Source organism: Shewanella sp. SM74, assembly GCF_025653725.1.
In the GTDB taxonomy this organism is placed as follows: Bacteria; Pseudomonadota; Gammaproteobacteria; order Enterobacterales; family Shewanellaceae; genus Shewanella; species Shewanella oncorhynchi.
This window is the reverse complement of record NZ_JAKKRZ010000012.1, coordinates 1-21890: the sequence shown is the minus strand read 5'-3', so window position 1 is coordinate 21890 and position 21890 is coordinate 1. Positions and strand designations below refer to the sequence as shown.

Annotated in this window: 22 protein-coding genes and 1 pseudogene; 15 read left to right on the top strand and 8 right to left on the bottom strand. The window is 46.7% G+C overall.

Features of this window, described 5'->3' with window-relative positions; all coding sequences use genetic code 11:
- Window positions 1-5 precede the first annotated feature (5 nt).
- Window positions 6-323 carry a cupin domain-containing protein gene (locus tag L5M49_RS13445; RefSeq protein ID WP_263266251.1) on the top strand — a complete coding sequence of 106 codons (318 nt, stop codon included), beginning with the start codon at window positions 6-8 and terminating at the stop codon, window positions 321-323.
- A gap of 25 nt (window positions 324-348) precedes the next feature.
- Here L5M49_RS13445 and L5M49_RS13440 read toward each other — a convergent pair whose 3' ends face one another.
- The 4 genes from L5M49_RS13440 to L5M49_RS13425 all read right to left on the bottom strand — a co-directional run bounded on the left by L5M49_RS13440 (window position 349) and on the right by L5M49_RS13425 (window position 4809).
- The gene (locus L5M49_RS13440) at window positions 349-1521 is read right to left on the bottom strand and encodes an AAA family ATPase (RefSeq protein WP_173497297.1); all 1173 of its coding nucleotides are present in this window, start codon (window positions 1519-1521) and stop codon (window positions 349-351) included.
- 83 nt (window positions 1522-1604) lie between these two features.
- Window positions 1605-2771 (bottom strand): dipeptidase, encoded by a 1167-nt coding sequence (locus L5M49_RS13435; RefSeq protein ID WP_263266250.1) that lies wholly within the window; start codon window positions 2769-2771, stop codon window positions 1605-1607.
- A gap of 176 nt (window positions 2772-2947) precedes the next feature.
- Window positions 2948-3394, bottom strand: a complete 447-nt coding sequence (locus L5M49_RS13430; RefSeq protein WP_173246655.1) for a SufE family protein — start codon at window positions 3392-3394, stop codon at window positions 2948-2950.
- Between the two features lie 65 nt (window positions 3395-3459).
- Window positions 3460-4809: an aminotransferase class V-fold PLP-dependent enzyme gene (locus L5M49_RS13425; RefSeq protein ID WP_263186643.1), complete on the bottom strand. Its 1350-nt coding sequence runs from the start codon at window positions 4807-4809 to the stop codon at window positions 3460-3462.
- A gap of 347 nt (window positions 4810-5156) precedes the next feature.
- Here L5M49_RS13425 and L5M49_RS13420 point away from each other — a divergent pair, with 347 nt between their 5' ends.
- The 5 genes from L5M49_RS13420 to L5M49_RS13400 all read left to right on the top strand — a co-directional run bounded on the left by L5M49_RS13420 (window position 5157) and on the right by L5M49_RS13400 (window position 10370).
- The gene (locus L5M49_RS13420; protein ID WP_263266249.1) at window positions 5157-6857 is read left to right on the top strand and encodes a methyl-accepting chemotaxis protein; all 1701 of its coding nucleotides are present in this window, start codon (window positions 5157-5159) and stop codon (window positions 6855-6857) included.
- A gap of 279 nt (window positions 6858-7136) precedes the next feature.
- The gene (locus tag L5M49_RS13415) at window positions 7137-7976 is read left to right on the top strand and encodes a MipA/OmpV family protein (protein WP_028761859.1); all 840 of its coding nucleotides are present in this window, start codon (window positions 7137-7139) and stop codon (window positions 7974-7976) included.
- A gap of 9 nt (window positions 7977-7985) precedes the next feature.
- Window positions 7986-8375, top strand: a complete 390-nt coding sequence (locus tag L5M49_RS13410; RefSeq protein WP_131523708.1) for a DUF3019 domain-containing protein — start codon at window positions 7986-7988, stop codon at window positions 8373-8375.
- 1 nt (window position 8376) lies between these two features.
- On the top strand, window positions 8377-9081 hold the full coding sequence (locus tag L5M49_RS13405) for a response regulator transcription factor (protein WP_263266248.1): 705 nt from the start codon (window positions 8377-8379) through the stop codon (window positions 9079-9081).
- On the top strand, window positions 9078-10370 hold the full coding sequence (locus L5M49_RS13400; RefSeq protein WP_263163808.1) for an ATP-binding protein: 1293 nt from the start codon (window positions 9078-9080) through the stop codon (window positions 10368-10370). Before L5M49_RS13405 ends, L5M49_RS13400 begins: the two co-directional genes overlap by 4 nt.
- 260 nt (window positions 10371-10630) lie before the next feature.
- Here L5M49_RS13400 and L5M49_RS13395 read toward each other — a convergent pair whose 3' ends face one another.
- From L5M49_RS13395 to L5M49_RS13385, 3 genes are all read right to left on the bottom strand, one after another.
- Window positions 10631-11089, bottom strand: a complete 459-nt coding sequence (locus tag L5M49_RS13395) for a CC0125/CC1285 family lipoprotein (protein ID WP_028761861.1) — start codon at window positions 11087-11089, stop codon at window positions 10631-10633.
- A 21-nt stretch (window positions 11090-11110) separates the two neighbouring features.
- Complete coding sequence (gene ompV, locus L5M49_RS13390) at window positions 11111-11884, bottom strand: outer membrane protein OmpV (protein WP_168824821.1); 774 nt, start codon at window positions 11882-11884, stop codon at window positions 11111-11113.
- A 354-nt stretch (window positions 11885-12238) separates the two neighbouring features.
- On the bottom strand, window positions 12239-13279 hold the full coding sequence (locus L5M49_RS13385; RefSeq protein WP_168824823.1) for an NADP(H)-dependent aldo-keto reductase: 1041 nt from the start codon (window positions 13277-13279) through the stop codon (window positions 12239-12241).
- A 454-nt stretch (window positions 13280-13733) separates the two neighbouring features.
- Here L5M49_RS13385 and L5M49_RS13380 point away from each other — a divergent pair, with 454 nt between their 5' ends.
- The 6 genes from L5M49_RS13380 to nqrF all read left to right on the top strand — a co-directional run bounded on the left by L5M49_RS13380 (window position 13734) and on the right by nqrF (window position 19665).
- The gene (locus L5M49_RS13380) at window positions 13734-15107 is read left to right on the top strand and encodes a Na(+)-translocating NADH-quinone reductase subunit A (RefSeq protein ID WP_105250119.1); all 1374 of its coding nucleotides are present in this window, start codon (window positions 13734-13736) and stop codon (window positions 15105-15107) included.
- Window positions 15107-16339, top strand: coding sequence for an NADH:ubiquinone reductase (Na(+)-transporting) subunit B (locus L5M49_RS13375; RefSeq protein ID WP_028759366.1), 1233 nt, complete (start codon window positions 15107-15109; stop codon window positions 16337-16339). The genes L5M49_RS13380 and L5M49_RS13375 overlap by 1 nt, the downstream gene beginning before the upstream one ends.
- Window positions 16329-17135: a Na(+)-translocating NADH-quinone reductase subunit C gene (locus L5M49_RS13370; protein ID WP_131523704.1), complete on the top strand. Its 807-nt coding sequence runs from the start codon at window positions 16329-16331 to the stop codon at window positions 17133-17135. Before L5M49_RS13375 ends, L5M49_RS13370 begins: the two co-directional genes overlap by 11 nt.
- A complete protein-coding gene (locus L5M49_RS13365; RefSeq protein WP_028761892.1) occupies window positions 17132-17752 on the top strand; it encodes an NADH:ubiquinone reductase (Na(+)-transporting) subunit D in 621 nt (206 codons plus the stop codon). The genes L5M49_RS13370 and L5M49_RS13365 overlap by 4 nt, the downstream gene beginning before the upstream one ends.
- Window positions 17753-17761: 9 nt before the next feature.
- Entirely contained in the window at window positions 17762-18370 is a 609-nt protein-coding gene (gene nqrE / locus L5M49_RS13360) for an NADH:ubiquinone reductase (Na(+)-transporting) subunit E (RefSeq protein WP_105250116.1), read from the top strand.
- Window positions 18371-18447: 77 nt separating this feature from the next.
- Window positions 18448-19665 carry an NADH:ubiquinone reductase (Na(+)-transporting) subunit F gene (gene nqrF / locus L5M49_RS13355; protein ID WP_105250115.1) on the top strand — a complete coding sequence of 406 codons (1218 nt, stop codon included), beginning with the start codon at window positions 18448-18450 and terminating at the stop codon, window positions 19663-19665.
- A 119-nt stretch (window positions 19666-19784) separates the two neighbouring features.
- Here the strand turns inward: nqrF and L5M49_RS13350 are convergent, their stop codons facing one another.
- Window positions 19785-20102, bottom strand: a complete 318-nt coding sequence (locus tag L5M49_RS13350; protein WP_263266247.1) for an ankyrin repeat domain-containing protein — start codon at window positions 20100-20102, stop codon at window positions 19785-19787.
- Window positions 20103-20269: 167 nt separating this feature from the next.
- Between L5M49_RS13350 and L5M49_RS13345 the strand changes: the two genes are divergently transcribed.
- From L5M49_RS13345 to L5M49_RS13335, 3 genes and pseudogenes are all read left to right on the top strand, one after another.
- Window positions 20270-20587: a hypothetical protein gene (locus L5M49_RS13345; protein WP_263266246.1), complete on the top strand. Its 318-nt coding sequence runs from the start codon at window positions 20270-20272 to the stop codon at window positions 20585-20587.
- Window positions 20588-20839: 252 nt separating this feature from the next.
- Window positions 20840-21643: pseudogene (locus L5M49_RS13340) on the top strand (serine hydrolase domain-containing protein); the annotation flags it as partial.
- Between the two features lie 86 nt (window positions 21644-21729).
- A partial coding sequence (locus L5M49_RS13335) for a transposase (RefSeq protein WP_263266308.1) occupies window positions 21730-21890 on the top strand: 161 nt, incomplete at its 3' end.

Below are 21890 nucleotides of genomic sequence, written 5' to 3'. Positions count from 1 at the left end.
ACAAAATGCTTGATAACTTTTTTGCAAAATTACCCACAGATTTATCGGCGGAAACTTTTGAAAAACTGGCGGGTAATAATACTGTGACCATAGAACGCATCGTTTCCAATGGGCAATCTACGTCCGAAGGTCAATGGTACGATCAAACTCAGCATGAATGGGTGATGCTGCTCAAAGGTGAGGCGACGCTTGAATTTGAACAAGGTGAACCCGTTACGCTAACTCCTGGTGATTACTTAACGATTCCGCCCCATCAAAAACATCGAGTCGCTTCGACTTCTATAAGTTCAGAAACCCTATGGCTTGCGGTATTTTACGATTGATTAAGGCTAAGGCTAAGGCTACAGGTTAACGATTCTGCCATAGCCAACTGGGTGTATTGAGTAAGTCTTGGCCTTGGATCTGCGTTTGGCCTAAGGTTTTGTCTAAGGCCAAGGTATTGCAGTGTTCAAATTGGCTTAAGGCATTAATAAGCCGATTAGCATGGGAAACCACCCACAACTGGCACTCTTCCGATACCTTAGCGATTAAGCGTGCAAGCGCAGGTAATAAGTCGGGATGTAGGCTAGTTTCTGGCTCATTTAACACCATAAGCTCTGGCGGTCTTGGGGTCAGCAGGGCGGCGATTAACAGCAAATAGCGCAGGGTGCCATCCGACAATTCACTGGCATTGAGTGGCCTTAATAAACCATGCTGATGAAATGCGAGCACTAAAATGCCGCCCTCTTGAGGTTCAATGCGAACCTCAGCACCGGGAAACGCATCGCTGACCGCATGGTCAAAAGCCGTTTTATCACCTATCTCAAAAATGGTTTGAATTGCTGATGCAAGGTCGCGCCCATCGTGGTGCAATACTGGCGTGGCTGTACCTAATTGTGGACGACGGGCTGGCGCTTCTGCATCGGTTCTGAAGTGATCGTAAAAGCGCCATGCGCGGATACTATCGCGAAGTTTTAGCACTTCAGGGCTGCGCTCTGGATCGGCAAGTTCGGTAAAAATACTGTCGCCGCTTTGCAGGTGTGCGCCTAAGGTTATCCAGCCTTGTCCGTCAGCACTGCGACTCTTTACCATAGGACCACGGCGCTCAACCAATACCGTTGAGGGTCGATACTTAGGTCCGTTCCAAATGGCTTCGCGCTTGATTTGTGGATCTAAGCCAAACAGCGTGGTGGCGTCGGGTTTAGGTAAACCGAGTTCAATAAGATAGCTAAAGTCCTCGCCAGCAAAGCCGAGCTTTAAGCGTTTTGGCGCTTGCCTGACGGTGGCTTCAATGGCGGTGTCGCCCGCTAGCATACTTTTGGTGGGGTTTTCTGGTCCCGCCCAAAAGCTGGAGTCGAGTCCGCCTTCTTGGGCTAAAGCATTGACAACGCCGCCTTGCGCCGTTTGTGCGAGTAAACGTAGTGCCTTGTATAGATTCGATTTACCACTGCCATTCGCCCCAGTGATCAAATTGAGTTGCCCTAGGGGCAAGACGATTTCACGCAGAGAGCGATAATTGAAAATAGCGAGTGTGGTCAGCATAGAATATCCAAGACTGAAATGAGCTGATAAGTCAGTAAATTTATCGACAAAGTAAATTAAACATGACGATAAAACAATGGCATTTACAGTAGCACTTTGTTGAGCACTCTTTGCCAGTTACCACCCATAAAACGGTCGCGGTCGGTAGATTTAAAGCGCGCCTTGGCTAAGGCATCGTCGATACGGCTCATGCGATCGATATGATTCAGCTCGGGGATCACTACATGTCTGGGCTCTGCATCAAAACCTAGCACGCCTTTCGCCCTCAGGCTGTACCACCATTCTTGATATTCTTTAATGCCTTTGGCGTTGTCATTGCCGAGTGCCAGTAGGTTTTCTTGGCCTCGGAGCGGGAAGTCATTAGCGATTGCCACGCAGTCCACTCCACCAACACGCATAACGTATTCCAGTTGTCGAATATAATCATCAATCGTGGGCACGGCATTATTGGTAAGCCAGAAACTCATCATAAATACGCCGAATACGCCGCCGCTATCGCCGATGGCGCGGATCACTTCATCGGGGGAACAACGGGCATGGTTGACTATACCGCGCGCTGCGCCGTGGCTTTGCACTATGGGTGATTTAGTGATTTTTGCGACATCTAAAGCGGTTTGAGCGCTGGAGTGACTCACATCAATCAAGATATTGGAATGATTGAGTTTGGCGATAAGCTCGTGCCCGTGGGCCGTGAGTGGTTTATTGAGTCCGCCACTGGCATCATTATCTAAGGCGCCACCGGCAAAGGTATTGCCGTAATGGTGGGTGAGTTGCAATACGCGTAGCCCTTGTTGATGAAACTCATCTACCCGCGCCCACTGGTTAGCTTCACTGTCTTCTTCGACACAATCTGCGCTTTGGATTTGAAAGTATACCGCAGTGCGCTGGCTGTCGCGGGCACGTTGAATATCTCTCCCCCTCAGACCTTGCAGTAAAATATCGGGATGATCGCTCACCCGTTTAGCGGCCTGCTTAATGCTTTCCATGCAAGCTTTATAAGTGCGTTTGTAGTTTTGAGTGCCATCGGCTTGTTCTATGGTCTCAATAGCCGAAATATCGCAAAGATAGGCATCGAGTTTAGCGGCGGTTACATCACTTAAGTCATCGGGAAGGAAAGATAAACCATCGACATATATCCGCCTCTGTGCGGCGGCAAAGCTAGGTAAACTGGCGAGTGGGCTTAACAGAGTTGCTGCGCCAAGACCTTTAAGGAGTGTACGACGGTAGTGATTGACTGCCTTGATGGGCATGCTCGGTTCCTATCAATAACGCAAATGTAACTTCTTTATACCTTTTTAGGGCGTAGAAGTCTTTGATTAAATCCCTTTTTTGGCCTTTGCCCCTGAGCTAGAGTTGTGATTATTTGTTGTTGCCGAGTGGTTTCAATTATCGCTTGTCGCAGTAAATGAAAACCCTCGGGTTATGATTATCGAGTGGCTTCAACCATTGCTTTTGCCAGTGAGTTAAGGCCGTTGGTGCGTGATGGGCTGAGCTGACCTTCTAGGCCCAATTGTTTGAAGTAAGCTGTAGGATCAAATGCTTGGATTTCAGCGCGGCTTTTGCCATGGCAGGCACCAAGCAATAATCCGATCAATCCCTTAACGATGCGGGCATCGCTGTCGGCTAAATAATAGTGCCTGCCAGCCTGTTCTAGATGATAAATCCACGCATCACTCTCGCAGCCTTTGACCTGAGCGGCCTCGATGCGAAGCTCAGGGCTTAAACTTGGTAAGTCTTTCCCTAGCAACATAATTTGGCGATATCTTTCCTGCCAGTTAGGTGCATTGGTAAAACGCGCCAGTAAGGTTTCGGCATCTTGCACTAAATAGTGAAAATCGGCCTCATTTGGCATAGGCATGATTGAATCTGTCATAGGGCTAAATCCTGTCTCACTTATTTGAGCGTATGAATGGCGTGGTTCAGTCGTTAAATGCTGGATTACAGCAGCAAGTCTTTTACCGAGGTTAACGCGGCAATAAAGCGGTCGATATCGTCTTTATTGGTGTAGATACCGATAGAGGCGCGGCAACAGCCCTTAAGATTCAGGCTCTGCATTAATGGCATGGCACAATGATGGCCACAACGAACGGCAACCCCTTGTTGGTCCAGTAAAATGCCTACATCTTGGTGATGTTCACCGGCAAGATTAAACGCGACTACACCGATATTGTCATCAAAGGCGCCGTATAAATGCACTTCACCGAGCGCGCGCAATTGGCTTTGTAAATAGTTAATTAGTTCTGCTTCATAAGCTTGAACCTGCGGCATGAGCTCGGTTTGTAAAAATGTAATGGCCGCGCCCAAACCTATGACTTCAGCAATCGGCGGTGTGCCCGCTTCTAAGCGATTCGGCAGGTTGCCAAATTCTGTCGCCTCAAAACTCACGCGTTTAATCATCTCGCCTCCAGTTAATAGTGGCGCGAGATTATCTAACGCGTCGAAACGGCCGTAAAGCACGCCAACACCAGTGGGACCATACATTTTATGCCCCGAGAAGACGTAAAAATCACAATCGATTTCAGTCACATCCAGCGTTAAATGCGCCACTGCCTGCGCACCATCAACTAAGGTGATGGCACCTTGTTTTTTCGCTAACTGCACTAGCTGAGTCACGGGATTGACTGTACCTAGGGCGTTGGAAACATGGCATAGGGCGACGATTTTAGGCTTTAACTCGAGCAAGGTTTTATAGGCGTTGATATCTAAGCGGCAATCCTGACAGAGCGGGATTGGTTTAATGATTGCCCCTGTGCATTTCGCCAGTTCCTGCCAAGGCACGATATTGGCGTGGTGAGCGGCGGCGTCGATTAATATCACATCGCCAGCGTTTAATTGGGCAGTCAGCCCAAAGGCGACTAAGTTGATTGATTCTGTGGTGCCGTGGGTAAAAATGATTTCTTCGCGGCGTTTTGCCTTCAAAAATTGCTGCAACTGATCGCGCACTTTCTCATAGCTTAAGGTCGAACGCGCTGATAACTGATGTGCAGCACGGTGTACATTCGCATTGTCATTAGCGTAAAACTTTGCCATGGCATCTAACACCATTTGCGGCTTTTGGCTGGTGGCTGCTGTGTCGAGATAACATAGGGGATAACCATCAAGCATTTGATTTAACGCTGGGAATTGCGACCGAATCTGAGCATTTTGCTGATATGCTTCAGATGAGCCAAGTGTCACTGTGGTATCAGGCATAGCATTCGCCGAGGCATGGGATGTTTCAATGTCAGCCATTGTATTCGTCGCTGTGTTAGTCACAGTATTTGGCGTAGGCGATGCAGGTTGAGTCATGGGCGAGGCTAAGGGCAATGAAAAAGGCCATGGGATCTTCTGTGATCTGCCATGTGAATGCAAGTTTTAGCGGTTTGTTGAGGCGTTGGTATCGGACAGTGGTATTGAACGCCTAATTTCACTAAGGTCTGTTCAAACTGTTGCCTAATAGATATTTCGCACGCCTTAAACGGTTTTAGACTCTAACGCATCATTGAGCTTAGCTATGATGCGATTTTTCTAATGTTTAAGTTTTTCTTTTAAATTCAGCTAATACTTTACGCTTAATTCATCCACCTAAAGTTAAAACTCCGACTATCCTAAATTGGACGTCCTTCGTTGTCAGTGTTTTGCTGGAGAGTAGTTTTATGGTGAAGCTTTTAAAAGACTTACGGATTAAACATAAGATGATCGCCCTCGTTGGGGTGATGTTAGTGCTGATCTTGATTTTGTCTGGATTTAGTCTGTTGAAGATGCAGCGTGTATCGGAGGAAATTCATGGCATTGCAGAAGAGAATATTCCATTAGTCAGGCTATCGACTGACATCACCATTAAGCAGCTTGAAAGCTCTGTCATTCTAGAAAAAGCGTTTCGTGCCGCGGATGTTGACGCCGTATCCAGCCCACTCATTCTAGCGGCTTTTATTGCGGATGTTGTTCAGCACAATGAAGACATTAGCAAGGAGTTGCTCTCGACTCAAACCATGCTTGGAGAGGCATTAAAAAACGCTAAAACTCCTCAAGTACGTGAGAAAACACAGCAGCTAAATCAAGATATTGACACGATCATTCAACATTTTGCAGATTATAAAGTCCTGCTTGGCACCGTTATTTCGGGAATTCAGCAAAAAGAAGACCATACCGCTTTAGCTAAGCGGGTTGAATCTTTAGAGGAAGCGCAAAATGTGTTTAATGCTGAGCTAAGTCAATTCGTAGAACGTTTAGCGCTGATGACTCAAGCTGCAGTTTCTGTAACAGAGGAAGAAGAGCTTAGGGCGATTTATGGCTTAACGATTATTTCGATAGTGTCTTTAGTCATAGGATTATTGATTGGCATCGTTTGCAGTCAATACATGGTCAAATCTATCAATCGGTTACGTAATTCTGCCGCCATGATGGAAAAGGGCAACTTTAATCAAGAGTTACACGTCGATTCCAAGGATGAATTAGGTGAACTTACCGTCAGTATGAATCAAATGGCGTGGACCTTAAGTAAAACTGTTGGCCAAGTGATTGCTCGAAGTGAAGAAATTGCCTCTATGGTGACTGAGCTTAATGCGGTGGCCGAGAATAATCGTGAGGCTATGTTGAGGCAGCAGGATAACACAGACCAAGTCGCCGCCTCTATGACCCAAATGGCAGCAACGATCACTGAAGTGGCGAGTAGTGCAGAAACCGCTTCGTATTCAGCGGGACAAGCTGAGCATAAAGTGAAAGAAAGTTGTGAGGTTGTCGATGCGAGCGAAAAAATATCGAAGCAGTTGGTTGCCAGCGCCCAGTATTCGAATCAACTTATTCAACAGGTTCAGGCGAGTACGGGAAAAATCCTCAACTTTGTTTCTGTGGTCGATGCGATAGCTGGGCAGACGAACTTATTAGCTTTGAATGCATCGATTGAAGCGGCGCGGGCGGGAGATCAAGGTCGTGGTTTTGCTGTCGTTGCCGAAGAAGTGCGGGCATTGGCAACGCGCAGTCAAACGGCCACGCAGGAGATCAGCGATCTTATCCAAACACTTGTGAAAGACGCCAAATCCTCAGTCGAATCCTTCGCCGATAACGATAAGCAAATCAGTGAGTCATCACTGCTCGTTAATCAAGCCAAGCAGCACCTATTTGAGATTTTAGATGCGTTGACTGAACTGACTCAGGCTAATACTCAAGTCGCGACCGCCAGTGAGGAGCAAGCCGTGACCGCCGAAGATATTAGTGAGCGCATTAATGCGATTCGTGATTCGGGTGAGTTGGTACTCAGCAGCGCTAACGAAACCGCGAAAGCCAGTGAGTCACTGTCTAAGCAGGCTAATTCATTGAGGGAAACGATGCAGCAGTTTAAGGTGCGAGTTGTTTAAATGTATTAGCCCATAATTCAGTGTGCTAACGACGACAGCGGTTAACTTAACTGCGCCACTTCATCTTAGCTTGAGCCTCATTTGTGCCTTAACTCAATGTGAGGTGAGTATATCCTCAAACAATTTGAAGATGCAGGATTCAAGTTGTTTGGGATATAGGTCTATCTTGTTATCCGACACACAATTGCCGTAAAAATGATACTGGTTGTGCAGTGACTTGCAACAAACTGTTGTAATATGTAGCGCTAAATAACGTCTAAAAATGTGAATTAAATGGGCATGCGTATTCTTTGGCTTCTTGTGTTAACGCTGAGCATTCTTCCTAGAACCGCTGCAGCATCAGATATTGCGAGCAGTGTTACTGGAGGAACTAATCGCCTTGCTGACGGCGGTGATTTTGAGCTGGGCATGAGTGTTTACGGGATTAATCAAGTCGATGTTCGGCAAACGGATTCTGGTTCTGCACAGTTGTCGCTGTTAGTCAGTGGCATGTACCAGTACAAAGGGCTGTTTGTTGAGATGATCCATCAATCTCAAGATGGTATTAATCTGGGGTTTAATCTTTGGAGTTCAGAGGATTGGTCATTAGAACTGCTATTGGCTAACTTACAAGGTTCTTGGTCCCGTCCTGATGTGGATCCCAGTACGCTGGATGAAGCTGGCCGCAATGCTTATCTACTATCGGAAGATTCTCTCTATGTTGGTGCCGGTTTTCGTGCCACACGTTATTGGGGCGATAACTATGTTTTTCAGTATAGGTTAGTATCTGATTATTATGATGATCAAGGTATTCAAAGTTCTGCTAGATTGGGTAAGTCCTGGCAGGTTCGTAATTGGAATTTTCACGTATTGGGGAGCGTAGGTTACTCATCTGCCACCTTGAATCGCTATCTTTTTGGGATCAGTAAAGAAGAAGCCACTGAACGCTTTCCTGAGTATCGGCCGGATAGCTCTTTCAGTTACGGCATGGAGTTAGGGGTTGCCTATCCGCTGAGTGAAAATTTTGTCTTTCGGGCCATGTATCGCTTCAATGTGTTATCCCAAGAAGTGACCGACAGTCCCTTCAATCAAGCGAGTTATACATCGTATTTTAATGCTTCTCTTAGCTATGTGTTTTAGGAGGAGGGCATGAACCTATTTAATCAATTGTTAGCGGTTGTGATGCTGAGCACGCCTTTTTTGGCTTGGAGTCAGGATGATGCCGTTATTTTTACCGCGACCCCAGAACGCTGCATTGCACTGCATAAAGGGCAAACTTGCTACCAAGATGTATTGTTCCGATGGCAGACACCCGCGAGCGGCGAGTACTGCCTCATACTGACAGATCGTCAGCACCAGTTAACCTGCTGGACTGGCAAAGCTTTGCAAGAATATCAATATAGTTTTGAAGGGGATAAAACGGCGACTTTTAGTCTTATCCGTAATGATGATGTACAACCGCTCGCACAAGTTAAAGTGGTCGTGACATGGGTTTATAAGGCCCCTAAACAGAGTCAGTCCGGTTGGAGGTTATTCTAATATGTCAGTTGCAAAGCATATCTTAGTCGTAGAGGACGATACCTCACTGGCAGAGTGGATCAGTGATTATTTACTGGATCACTGTTACGGAGTCACAGTGGCCAGCCAAGGTGATTTTGCCTTAGAGATGATAGCCGATGAGATGCCTGACTTAGTGCTACTCGACGTGATGATGCCCGTTAAGAATGGCTTCGATGTGTGTAAGGAGGCCAGGGCATTTTATACTGGGCCCATTTTATTTATGACGGCTTGCGTTGAGGACGGCGATGAAATCCGCGGGTTAGATGCCGGTGCTGATGATTACCTCACTAAGCCGATTCGACCACAGGTGCTGTTAGCGCGGATAAAGGCCTTGTTACGCCGAGTGAGTGATGAGGAGCAAAAGCAGCAATTAGTGTTTGATTCTTTAGTGTTAAATGCGACGGCAAAATCAGTCACTATTGATAAACAGCCGCTGGATTTGAATGCCAATGAGTTTGATGTCTTGTGGCTGCTGGCATTGAAGGCGGGCACGATAGTGAGTCGCAATGAATTGGTGGCCCAACTGCGGGGCATTGAATACGATGGCCTAGACCGCTCGGTGGATATTCGCATATCGCGCTTACGCAAGAAGTTGCAGGAAGCGTTGAGTCAGCCCTATAAAGTCAAAACCATTCGTGGCAAGGGATATTTGTTTTGCCGCGATGAGGCCGAGCAAGCTTTATGAAGAAGTTAATGACTTCTCTGGTGCTGGTCGTGCTGGTGGCCATTGCCAGCCTAGGCTGGTCGATAAGTGAGTTTGCAACACTTATTGATCCTGATAATGAAACGCCTAGCCCAGCAACTCACCTCGCGGCATTAAAACTGCTGGGCGGTTCACTGGCGCAAACCTTAGATAACGATCCCGCCCCAAATAATGCGTTTATAGACAACTGGAATCAGCGAAATGCAGATCAATTGTCTTTGGTGAATGAAGCGGATTTTGTCTTACCCTCAGCCCTAAAGACAGAGTTTTATTCAGGGGAATCATTACTGCTGGAGTCCGATGATGGCATCTCTTTGCACTATTTATTGCCTAAAACGGGTCAGGTGCTGAATATCAATACCCAGATAGTGACGCCAGCCGATGTGAGTTTTAACGCGAATAAGCTGTATACCATGCTTTTTTATGGCGGTGTGGTGGTGATTTTATTGGTGTGGGTGTCTCCTTTAATCCGCCAACTGGTTAATCTCAGTAAGGTGACTCAAGCATTTGGTATGGGAGAATTACAGCAGCGAATTGTGGTCAGTAAAGCGTCCTATATAGGCACAATAGAAAGCGAATTCAATCGCATGGCAGATCGCATCCAGCAATTGATCGATGACAATAAATTGCTTAGTCGGGCAGTTTCCCATGATTTAAAAACTCCGATTGCGCGGCTGCGATTTGGTATTGCGGCGTTAGAAGAAACCCAAAGCGAACAACTTAGGGTGAAGTATTTTCAGCGATTGAACCGCGATCTGGACACTATGGAAGAGTTGGTCATGACACTGCTCAGCTATGCCCGCCTCGATGAGGCGAATATCCAGCCTGATTGGCAACCTATTGAGCTTAATACTTGGTTGCTGGAAAAGTATCAAGGCCAAGTATACTCAGGGTTTTCAGTGGAACTCATCACCTGCCCAATACCGTTGAACATCAAAACAGATCCTAAGTACTTGTCAATGCAGGTGAATAACTTGCTCAGTAATGCGCTGCGTTTTGGCCGTGCCAATATCCGGCTGATGTTGGCATCGGAAGATGGGATTGCGTGGTTACACGTTGACGATGATGGCCCTGGCATAGATGAACAGGAATCTGCTCAAGTGATTAAACCTTTTGTGCGTGGTCAGCACAGCCGCGGAAATTCCGGTCATGGCATGGGTCTGGCGATTGTCGATAGAATTGGTTGTTGGATGGGGTCCCCATTACGTATTGGCCGTGCTCCTGACTTAGGTGGGGCTCGCATGTCACTAAAATTCAAGGCTGAAGTTTAAAGTTGGGGTTTAATACGATTGGTATAATGCGAGGTTTTAGCCGTTTTTGTCTGTTTCTTTAACATGAGCTGAAGCGAGCAATGCGGCTAAACCTGCGTCATCTAATCTGCTGAGTTGATTTAGAGATAGAGGCAGAATGACTCAACTCACTATACGAATGAGTGCCTAACGAATTGGTGCAGAACAGGGGGATTTATAAATAAAACGCACCAGCCTTGATACCTAACGAGAATCTAGACTGGTGCATTTTTGATGAGCAATTAACTTTTCACATTGACATTGTTAAGTATGTAATCTGTTTCATAGATGCGGGAACTCGCATTTTCTGGCTTGCTATGTAAACCTGTGACTTCGACCATGACAGAGGTTTCTTGATTCATCGTCGAACTCCCCCACAAGATATCCTTACTCGCGCTCGCTCCTACTCCAAACTGGCCAATTGCATCACGATCGGTTTGTTCGTGAGTAAAAGTGAAGTAGTTATAACCCGCTTGTTTGCATAACTCTGCTGACTTACGCATGACGTACTTTCGGGCCAATGCGCGGTCAGTGTTGGTATTGCCAACAAAGCTTATCTGCCAGCTATCGGGTGCAATCTGTGCGGTTTCAAATCCTTTACCGAAAGACCAAAATTGCTTTTCGGTATCGTAGGAAGTGGCACAAGCTGAAAGCATCAGAGCTAATCCAGCACATAAAAACGTTTTTCTGATAAGTGTCATGGTCTTGTCTCGTCAGGTTGTTTAGAAGCTATAGTTCACGCCAAGGGTAGTAACCCACTGGTTGTTACTGTCTATTAGCGGAGAGTCTGCCATGTTGGCACCTATGTGCGAGTAACCTGTGGCTTGAGTAATATCTAAATGCTTAGTGACTGGAATAACCAAAGCGTAGCCTAGCTTATAGGCAAAGGTGCCGTCGGCTTGATAGGCAGGGCGCTGCGCCGTAGCTTCAGATGATGTCACACCTGTGTAGTAGTTTGCGAAGTCTTTACTGAAGTAGTGCACACCCGCATAAGGCACCAGATCACCGAAGCCTACATTTATTGGATGGTAATAGGTGATATCGGCCTGAAAACCATCATAAATATTGGTGACATCGTGTTGGAATTTAGTTGATAGCGTGCCATTTCCTAAATGAATGTCGGCGTTTAAACCCAGATCGCCACTGAATTTACGATCCTTCATGCCCGTTAAAATATCCGCATCATCGGCATCAAAGCCAGGATTGGCAACGGCAAAGATACTGAAATTAACGGCACTATCGTTCGTGCCTAAAAAGCGGTAGTTGATGCCGGACAGATCGGCGTTGAAGTCTTCACCGTGGTAGCCGCCATTGAGGTAGGCACCTGTCTGGTGATCTTGACCCTTATAAAACTGACTACCAGTAGCAACACCTGCGCCAGCAAAGAACTGATCTTGATGACTATAGATATTACCGTTACGAATGTAGGTATTGCTTTCAGCAAGAGCGTGGCTTGACATCAAAACACTTGTGATTACAAAGCAAAGTTTTTTCATTTTTTGATCCTTAAGACATCTGTCTAGTGACTGTGATGCCACTATATTTCACTTCTTAAAAGGACTCTGTATCCGAATGTAACCTAGACCATGTATTGCAGCCTTCTCGCATAGCCTGGCGCTGGTGAGCTCGTGGAGCTGAAGACGATGACCTTTTGCTAAGCCGGAGGGATAAGATAAAGAAGACTAAGTAATAGGTAGCTTTTGATTGAATGGAGGAGAGAGCGCATTGATGAGGTGATATAAAGGTAAAAAGTTATGCCTCTAAAGCTATTTGAAATCAATAGCATCAGGGGGATTTGACCCGATGCTATTGGTCAGTCATTCAAACAACTCGCCGACTAAGCCTAGGGGCTAAGGGCAAGGTAATCTAAATTGATCGGACAGTTGGTTTAATCGTACTAATAGCTCTGGCGATAAGGTGACTTTTAAACTGTCGATGTTTTCTTTCAGTTGATATAAGTCGGTGGCACCTATGATATTGGAGCCGACAAACTTACGTGAGTTAACAAAAGCTAACGCCATTTGTGAGGGCGTGAGTTTGAACTCGCGGGCCAAATCGACATAGGCTTTTGTAGCCTCCAGAGCCATTTGCGAACCTGTATAGCGGGCGAAACGCTTAAACAAGGTCAGGCGCGCGCCTTCAGGCCATTGGTCGTTGCAATATTTTCCCGTCAAGGCGCCAAAGGCCAGTGGCGAATAGGCCAGTAATGGCAAGTTTTCGCGGTGACTGATTTCGCTCATGCCGACTTCGAAACTGCGATTAAGCAAGTTATAGGGGTTTTGCACACTCACAATACGCGGCAAACCATGTTTTTCGGCGAGTTGCAGGTATTTCATCAAGCCCCAAGGCGTTTCGTTCGACACACCGATATAGCGCACTTTACCTTGGCGGATCACTTCGGCGAGCGCTTCTAGGGTTTCAAGTATCGGTGTTTGATGTTCATGCTCTTGTTGATCGTAAAACAGTTCACCAAAGAAATTGGTATTACGGTCAGGCCAATGGATTTGATAAAGGTCGATAGTGTCTATTTGGAGGCGTGCTAAAGATGCATCGACCGCTTGGTGGATGTTGTTCCAGTCCAGCGCCATATTTTTGCGAATGTAATCACTTTTACCCCCCGGTGCGGCAATTTTAGTGGCGATCACTAAGTCGTCTCGGTTACCGCGGGCCTTAATATATTGCCCTAGGATACGCTCGGTTTCCCCTTGGGTTTCCGGCTTAGGTGGTACGGGATACATTTCCGCCGTATCGATAAAGTTGATGCCATTGCCTATGGCGTAGTCCAGCTGTGCAAACGCTTCGGCTTGGGTATTTTGTTCGCCCCAAGTCATAGTGCCCAAACAAATTTTACTGACCTCAAGATTAGAATGCGGTATGCGTCTGTATTCCATCTATTTCTCCTACGGAAACTCTCTTAGTTTGAGGCTACCAAGCTTTTGCTGTAAAGCAAAGGTTAAACCATAGGTTGAAATGTTAGTGCGCTAAAAATAGCCAGCAAGTTTAGCCATCCTGCCCCATTTTGAGGCATGCCATTGGCTGAAGTTTGTTCGCTGAGTTGCTCTTTTAACGGTTTTAGCGCTTTACTGCACTGAAATGGAGATTTTTGCTTATTTTTGTAAACCTTAGGTACTACTAAATCAGTAATGACGTATTTATGAATAAATTGTTATAAAACTACATTTGCAGATTACAGCAAGTAAGGATGTGAATCTGTGTCACAAAATTGCGTAAATTTACGTATCTAACTTACGAATTTGCAGCGGAATGTGACGCCAATATCGGAATCTGCGTTAACAAATCTCTACCCTAAATTTATCTAAAAATTTTTCATGGTTGATATTTGTGATGGCAGATTTTTCAAACCAAATTGTAACGATCAAAAAAGGCCTCGACTTGCCGATTGTTGGTGAGCCGCGACAGGTCATTGAACTCGGTGCTAAGCCATCCCAAGTGGCTGTTCTGGGAGAAGAGTTCGTTGGGCTTAAGCCGACGATGTTGGTCGAAGAGGGTGATTTTGTTCAAAAGGGCCAAGCCCTATTTGAAGATAAAAAAACGCCTGGTGTGTTGTTCACTGCACCCGCTAGTGGCCAAGTCGTAGCGATTAACCGCGGTGAGCGTCGAATTCTACAATCAGTCGTCATTCGTTGTGATGACGGTGAAAACCGCGATGGGCAGATTTCTTTCGATATCCATCAAGACATCGCCGCTCTCCCTCGACCAACCGTTCAAGACCAGTTGGTGAAGAGTGGTCTATGGACTGCCCTGCGTACTCGGCCTTTCTCGCGCGTGCCTGCGCTCGATAGCACGCCAGCAGGTATTTTCGTCACCGCTATCGATACTAATCCACTGGCCGCTGATCCGCGTTTGATCATCGCCGAGCAAACCGAAGCTTTTAAAGCTGGCTTGCTGGTGTTGAGCCGTTTAACCGAAGGCAAGGTTTACCTGTGCCAGGATAAGGGCGAAGCGATTGTTAAAGAAGCATTACCACAACTTGAGGTGCGCCGTTTTGATGGTGTTCATCCTGCGGGTTTAGTGGGCACTCATATTCACTTTACTTTGCCAGTGAGTTTAGAGCGTCAGGTATGGCATATCGGTTATCAAGATGTGATTGCCTACGGCAAGTTATTCCAAACCGGTGAGTTGTATACCGACCGCATCGTCGCCTTAGGTGGCCCGAGCGTGCTGAACCCGCGTTTACTGCGCACTCAATTGGGCGCTGAGCTAAGTGCCTTAGTGAGTGATGAAATCAAACCTGGCCATAACCGCGTGGTATCGGGATCTGTGTTATCTGGCCATACCGCGGCGGGCGTACATGACTTTTTAGGCCGATTCCACAACCAAGTGTCAGTGTTGAGCGAAGATTCGCAGCACCATGTTCTCCCTTGGGTGCGCGGTGGTTCTGACAAATTCTCCATCACTCGTGCCGTAACATCACGTCTGTTTGGTGCGACTAAATTGTTCGAGTTTACGACTCATCAGGGCGGTTCAGCTCGCGCCATGATGGCTTTTGGTCAGTTAGATCGCGTGATGCCACTGGATATTTTACCCACCTTACTCGTTCGAGACTTAGTGGTGCGTGATACCGACGAGGCACAAGCCTTAGGTGCATTGGAGTTAGATGAAGAAGATCTGGCGCTGTGTACCTTCGTATGTCCCGGCAAATATGACTTTGGTAAAGAATTACGTGCCTGTCTAGATGTTATTGAGAGGGAAGGTTAATGACCAAACAAGTGAAAAAACCTGATTTACAGGACGCCTCTGATTTACAACAAGAGTACTACGCAACGGGTAAGTCGATGAAGGGCTTTTTGCGCTCACTCGTCATTGCCAATGGTCGTAGCACTAAGGGCCAAGTACATGTGCGTGACGCGATTGACGTGAAACGTACCATGACGCTAGTCGGTTTGTGTTTACTGCCCGCCATTTTATTCGGTCTATATAACATTGGCCTACAGGCACAGCTTGCGCTCGCAGGAGGATTATCGACGCCAGATATTTGGAAGTTAGAAATCTTTAATACCCTGTTTGGCAGCCTTAGCCAAGACACTGGGATATTAGGTTTATTCCTCTATGGTCTTAGTTTTTATCTGCCGATTTACCTGACAGCACTGCTCACCAGTTTGTTTTGGGAAGTGGTGTTTGCGCGGGTTCGTGGTCAAGAGTTGCACGAAGGCTTCTTCGTGACGGCCCTGCTGTTTACCTTAATCTTGCCAGTATCAACACCGTTGTGGTTGGTGGCCATGGGGATTTCCTTTGGTGTGGTCGTGGCTAAAGAGCTGTTTGGTGGCATGGGATATAACTTCCTTAACCCTGCGCTGGCGGGCTTGGCTTTTATCTACTTCGCCTATCCATCTGAAGTTTCAACCATTAAACAGCTCGTTGCCGTTGATGGTTTCTCTGGTGCAACAGCGCTGGCACAAACCGCAGCGGGCAAGTTGAGTTTTGCCGATTACTCTTGGTTTAGCGCCTTTAGCGATCCTAACTGGTGGAACAACTTTTTTGGCTTTACCGTGGGCGCGATTGGCGAAACCAGCACCTTAGCGATTTTGATCGGCGGTTCATTATTGCTGATCAGCCGCTTAGCGGATTGGCGCATTGTGCTCGGTGTGTTGCTGGGCATGATAGCGACAGCAACGCTGTGTAATTACATCGGTTCTAGCAGCAATCAAATGATGGCAATGCCGTGGACTTGGCATCTTGTCACTGGCGGTTTTGCGCTAGCAATGATGTTTATGGCCACCGATCCTGTAACCACTTCGTACACTCGCCAAGGCAAGTTTGCCTACGGTGCTTTGATTGGTTTTATGACTGTGCTTATCCGTGTCGCTAACCCCAAAATGCCTGAGGGCGTGATGTTAGCCATTCTGTTCGCCAACCTTTGGGCGCCGCTGTTCGATTATCTGGTAGCCCGCGCCAACATCAAACGGAGATTAAAACGTCATGGTATTTAAGAAAGATACTGTGGTGGGGACCATGATCTTCACCATCACGCTCTGCCTCCTGTGCTCTTTTATGATCACAGGCACAGCAGGCATATTGAAAGAACGTAAAGTCGCCAAAAAACGTGACGAAGTGCAGCGCTATGTGTTGATGGCCGCCGATGTGAACTTAGGTCAGGGCAATGAGTTTAGAGAGATTTTTGCTAAATCTGTTAAGCCATTATTGATCAACCTAGACACAGGCAAGGTGGACTCAGACGCTAACGTCCTCGATTTCGATGAGCGTATGGCGGCAATTAATCCTGAGACTTCAAGTGCGCCGAAAAAAGATATTGCCAAGATTAAAACCCGTGCGAACGATGCCCGCGTGTTTAAAGTGCTCGATGCCAACGGCAAGTTAGACAGCGTGGTTGTGCCTTTCTACGGTAAAGGTCTGTGGTCGATGATCTACGGTTATGTGGCGGTTGAACCCGATTTCAACACCATTAAAGGGCTAGTTGTGTACGAACACGGTGAAACCCCTGGTATCGGCGACTTTGTGACCGATCCCCATTGGTTATCGTTGTGGAAGGGGAAGCAATTATTTGATGAAAAAGGCAAATTTGCGATACGTCTTGTAAAGGGTGGCGTTAAAGAAGGCGATCTTCACGGTGTGGATGCGGTGAGTGGCGCGACCATGACGGGCCGCGGCGTGCAGCGCGCAATGGAGTTTTGGTTTGGCGTTGAAGGTTTTCAAACCTTCTTCAACCAGCTGAAAGCGTCGGCAGCGCAGGGTGAATTGCAAGGTGAGTTGGGAGAGGCAAAATGAGCAACACTTTATCCATGCGTGACATGTTAACGGGGCCAGTGTTTGCCAATAACCCCGTCGCAATGCAAGTGCTGGGCGTATGTTCGGCACTGGCGGTCAGTAACTCAATGCAAACCGCTGTGGTGATGACACTGGCAGTGACCTTTGTGTTGGTGTTTTCTAACCTGATTATCTCTGCCATCCGTAACTTTATCCCGACCAGTGTGCGGATTATCGCGCAGATGACGGTTATCGCCTCCTTGGTGATTATCGTCGACATGGTTCTGCAGGATGTAGCCTATGAGTTATCTAAGCAACTTTCTGTATTCGTTGGGTTAATTATCACTAACTGTATCATCATGGGCCGCGCAGAAGCCTTCGCCATGAAGTATCCACCGCATTTAGCGGTCGTCGATGCGCTTGGTAATGCGACAGGTTATGGCTTGATTTTGATCAGCGTCGCCTTTGTACGCGAGCTGTTAGGGACGGGTAATTTATTCGGTCACCCTGTGTTCACCACCATCGAAAATGGCGGCTGGTACTTACCAAACGAGATGTTCAAGTTACCACCGAGCGCCTTCTTCCTGATTGGTGTGTTGATCTGGACTATCAATGTGATCCAGCGGAAACGGGGTTAAGGAGCAGATATGGAACACTATATAAATCTATTTTTGCAGGCCACTTTTATCGACAACATGGCGCTGTCGTTCTTCTTGGGCATGTGTACTTTCTTGGCCGTGTCTAAAAAGGTGTCAACCGCCTTTGGTCTAGGTGTCGCTGTGATTGTGGTGATGACCTTAGCCGTGCCGTTAAACCAGCTGATTTACGTCAAAGTGCTCGCACCTGGCGCACTGTCTTGGGCGGGATTACCCGGTATCGATTTAAGTTACCTGCAACTGATCACTTTCATTGGTGTGATTGCGGCGTTAGTGCAAATCCTTGAAATGTTTTTGGATAAGTACATTCCTAGCCTGTATGACTCCCTTGGGATCTTCTTACCTTTGCTCACAGTGAACTGCGCGATTTTTGCCGGGGTGATCTTTATGGCGAACCGTGATTACAACTTCGGTGAGTCAGTGGTGTTTGCGATGGGCTCGGGTCTTGGTTGGGCGGTGGCGATTGTACTGCTGGCGGGACTGCGCGAAAGAATGAAATTCAACGCGATTCCCGAAGGCTTACAAGGTATTGGTATCACCTTTATTACTACAGGCTTGATGGCGCTGGGCTTTATGTCTTTCTCAGGGATCTCGCTGTAAAGCTACAGTAGGCGAGCCAAGAATTGAGAAAGTGAAACCAGATTCTTTTTAGAAAAGAGCTAGAAAAGGGTAATACGATGGAAATGGCAATTGGCATAGGCATGTTCACGCTAGTGGTCTGTCTATTGGTGATAGTGATTCTAATCGCCAAAAAGAAATTAGTGGCTACGGGTGAAGTGACGATCAGCATCAACGAAGATGCCGAAAAAAGCATTCAAGTTGCCGCGGGTGATAAGTTACTCGGCGCTTTGGCGAGTCAGAGTATTTTTATTCCGTCTGCCTGTGGTGGCGGCGGAACCTGTGGTCAGTGCCGAGTGAAAATCAAATCGGGCGGCGGTGACATTCTGCCGACTGAAATGGGCCATATCACCAAGAAAGAGGCTAAAGAAGGTTGTCGTCTCGCCTGCCAAGTCTCAGTGAAAACCGATATGGAACTTGAGCTCGACGAAGAAATCTTTGGGGTGAAGAAGTGGCAATGTCAGGTGATCTCTAATGATAACAAGGCAACTTTTATCAAGGAGTTATTGCTTGAGTTACCCGAAGGTGAAGATGTTCGCTTTAAAGCGGGGGGGTATATTCAAATTGAAGCGCCAGCCCATGTGGTGAAATACGCTGACTTTGATATTCCTGAAAAATACCGTGGCGATTGGGACAAATATGGCCTGTTTGATATAGTCTCGACCGTCAACGAAGAAGTGTTGCGCGCTTACTCTATGGCCAACTATCCCGATGAAAAGGGCCGCATTATGCTGAACGTGCGGATTGCGACGCCGCCATCGGCCAATGTGCCAGCGGGTAAGATGTCATCTTACATCTTCAACCTAAAAGCGGGCGATACAGTGACGATTTCTGGTCCATTCGGTGAGTTCTTTGTGAAGGAAACCGATGCGGAAATGGTGTTTATCGGCGGCGGTGCGGGCATGGCACCTATGCGTTCACACATTTTCGATCAGCTTAAGAGTAAGAAAACCACACGTAAAATGAGCTTCTGGTACGGCGCCCGTTCAACCCGTGAAGTGTTTTACCAAGCGGATTTCGATGCCCTAGCGGCCGAGAATGACAACTTCGTCTGGCATGTGGCGTTATCTGAGCCATTGCCTGAGGATAATTGGACTGGCTACACTGGCTTTATCCATAATGTCATTTATGAGAATTATCTTAAAAATCATAAGGCACCAGAAGACTGCGAGTACTACATGTGTGGTCCTCCAATCATGAACTCTTCAGTGATTAAGATGCTTGAAAGCTTAGGCGTTGAGCCAGAAAACATCCTACTCGATGACTTTGGTGATTAGGTTGTAAGTGAGTAATAAAAAATCGCGTTAGGCCCAGCTTAACGCGATTTTTGTTTATAGGGCTTTTTATCATTTCGCAGTTTTTAGCTTTCGCATTTTGATGCTATTTAGCTCCTCACCTAGCTAAAGGATTTGCCGCCGTGGCGGGTTAAATAGCTCACCATGCGCTCACTCTTAGCGGTATAGCATCCCATGCGAAACTCACCCTGCCAGTAAGCAATATCGAGCGGATGATACCCCTGCGAGTTTGGATGATTCACATCGGCCCCCGCATCCACCAATAATTTGAGCAGTTCAAAAGACTGCAACTCACAGGCATGCAAGAGTGCCGTCATCCCGCCATAGTCCACGCCTTCAAGATTAGCGCCATTGGCAATAATGCGCTTAACAGCAAGCGTATCTTTGACTTTAACCGCATCGATGAGTTCAGTGCTCATTTGATCGCTATTTAACCTCATCCAAAGGATTTAATTTAAGTGGATTTAGCCTAGGTTTCTTTAACTTGTGGGCGAAACTCCGTAAGCTGAGTAGCTTATACCTAAATGCTTATGTCTAGAGGTATAACTTATCATGGATGTAATAGTTGTGGGATTAGGAGGCTTGTTTGAAAAAGTTAGCAGTAGTATCACTTATCTGTTTCTCCCTCAGCGCATGCTCTTCACTCAATGAAGTTAAATTGGATTCTCAATCGGTATCCAGCTACATAGGTGAAAAGGTCAAAGTCACCACAATCTCTGGCGAACAAATGGAATTTCAAGTCGAAAGTGCAACGGAACAGCATATCGAGGGAGAAGGGCAACTAGTCAAAATTGAAGATATACAGACGTTGGAAGTTGAGGAGTTTAGCCCACTAAAATCGATATCACTTTCTGCAGGCTTATATATGTTAGGTGCGATAATTATTACTATTGTCGTTTTATAGCCATTTTGAATGTGTATTCGCTGCAACTTGAGATATTCAGTCTACAAACTGGGGCAGACTGCCACTTGGTTTATACTGCTCGGATTAGCTTCGTCGCCCTAGGTATCACTTTGTTGTGTCATTTTTATATGGAATATTTCCTTTATAATTCAATTGTAAAGATTAAATTGTATTATCCATAAAAAGCGCTTGTGATAAGCTTGCTTTTTTCTAGCAGGCAGCATTATTTGTTAATTACGTTAAGGATAACCCATGCGTTTGAGTGTTATCAGTACCCTGTTGACTGGTTTTTTATTATTCCCAAGTGCCAATAGTTTTGGTCTGTTATTAGAAACAGGTGCTGAACAAGAGCAAATCGGGCAAGGCAGTAACTCGATTGCCGTTGAAAGCCAAACCGCATCTTCAGTATCGAAGGTGGCGGAGATCAAGACCTTAATCCAAACCGCGATAAAGGATTCGCCGCAGCCATTTAGTGGTAGTGTTATCCTGCTTGAGCAGGGCAAGCCGCAGCTTGAACTGCAAAAGGGTGAAGGTATTAGTCAAGATTCGCGCTTTGTGATGGCATCGCTCTCTAAGCAGATTACTGCAACCTTGATATTGCAGGCACTCGATGCGGGGAAACTTGATTTAACTCAAACGCTTAATCATTATCTTTTTGGTGATGCTGAAGGGAAGAATAAGGCGCTAAAAGGCATGGATGCAGGTGTAAATCCAAGTGCGGATGCACTTAATTCCAGTCGATATGACGAGCGGATTACGCTGCACCAACTGCTAACGCATACATCGGGTGTCGATAAACTGGGTAAGGCCAATCGATTCGAGCCGGGAAGCCAATTTGAATACTCCAACTTCGGTTATTCACTTTTAGGGCAAGTGCTTGAGAAGGTCAATCACCAATCCTTTGCCGAGCAAGTGGCGCAGTTTGCAACGCGATACCAGCTTAATGGCTTGAGTGCTGAGCTTGGCAGTATTGAGACTATTCGCGCCAAAGTGCCTTCACTCGCCGTAGGTTTACAGGAAAGCGAGGTGATTGCCCCTGCTGACTTAGTGCCTGACTCTTATACACAAGTAGCGCCCTGAACGGAACCTTTCCCGTTTTCCAGGATCTGATCTTCCATGTGACTCCCAACATGGTAACGATCATGCTAACTTCTGCTCTTCATCATGCGGCCGACTGGGCTAAATCTGTGTTCTCTTCGGCGGCACTGGGTGATCCTCGCCGTACCACCCGTCTGGTTAACGTCGCCGCTCAATTGGCAAAATGTTCTCGAAAATCAATAACCATCTCATCAGAGGGCTGGCT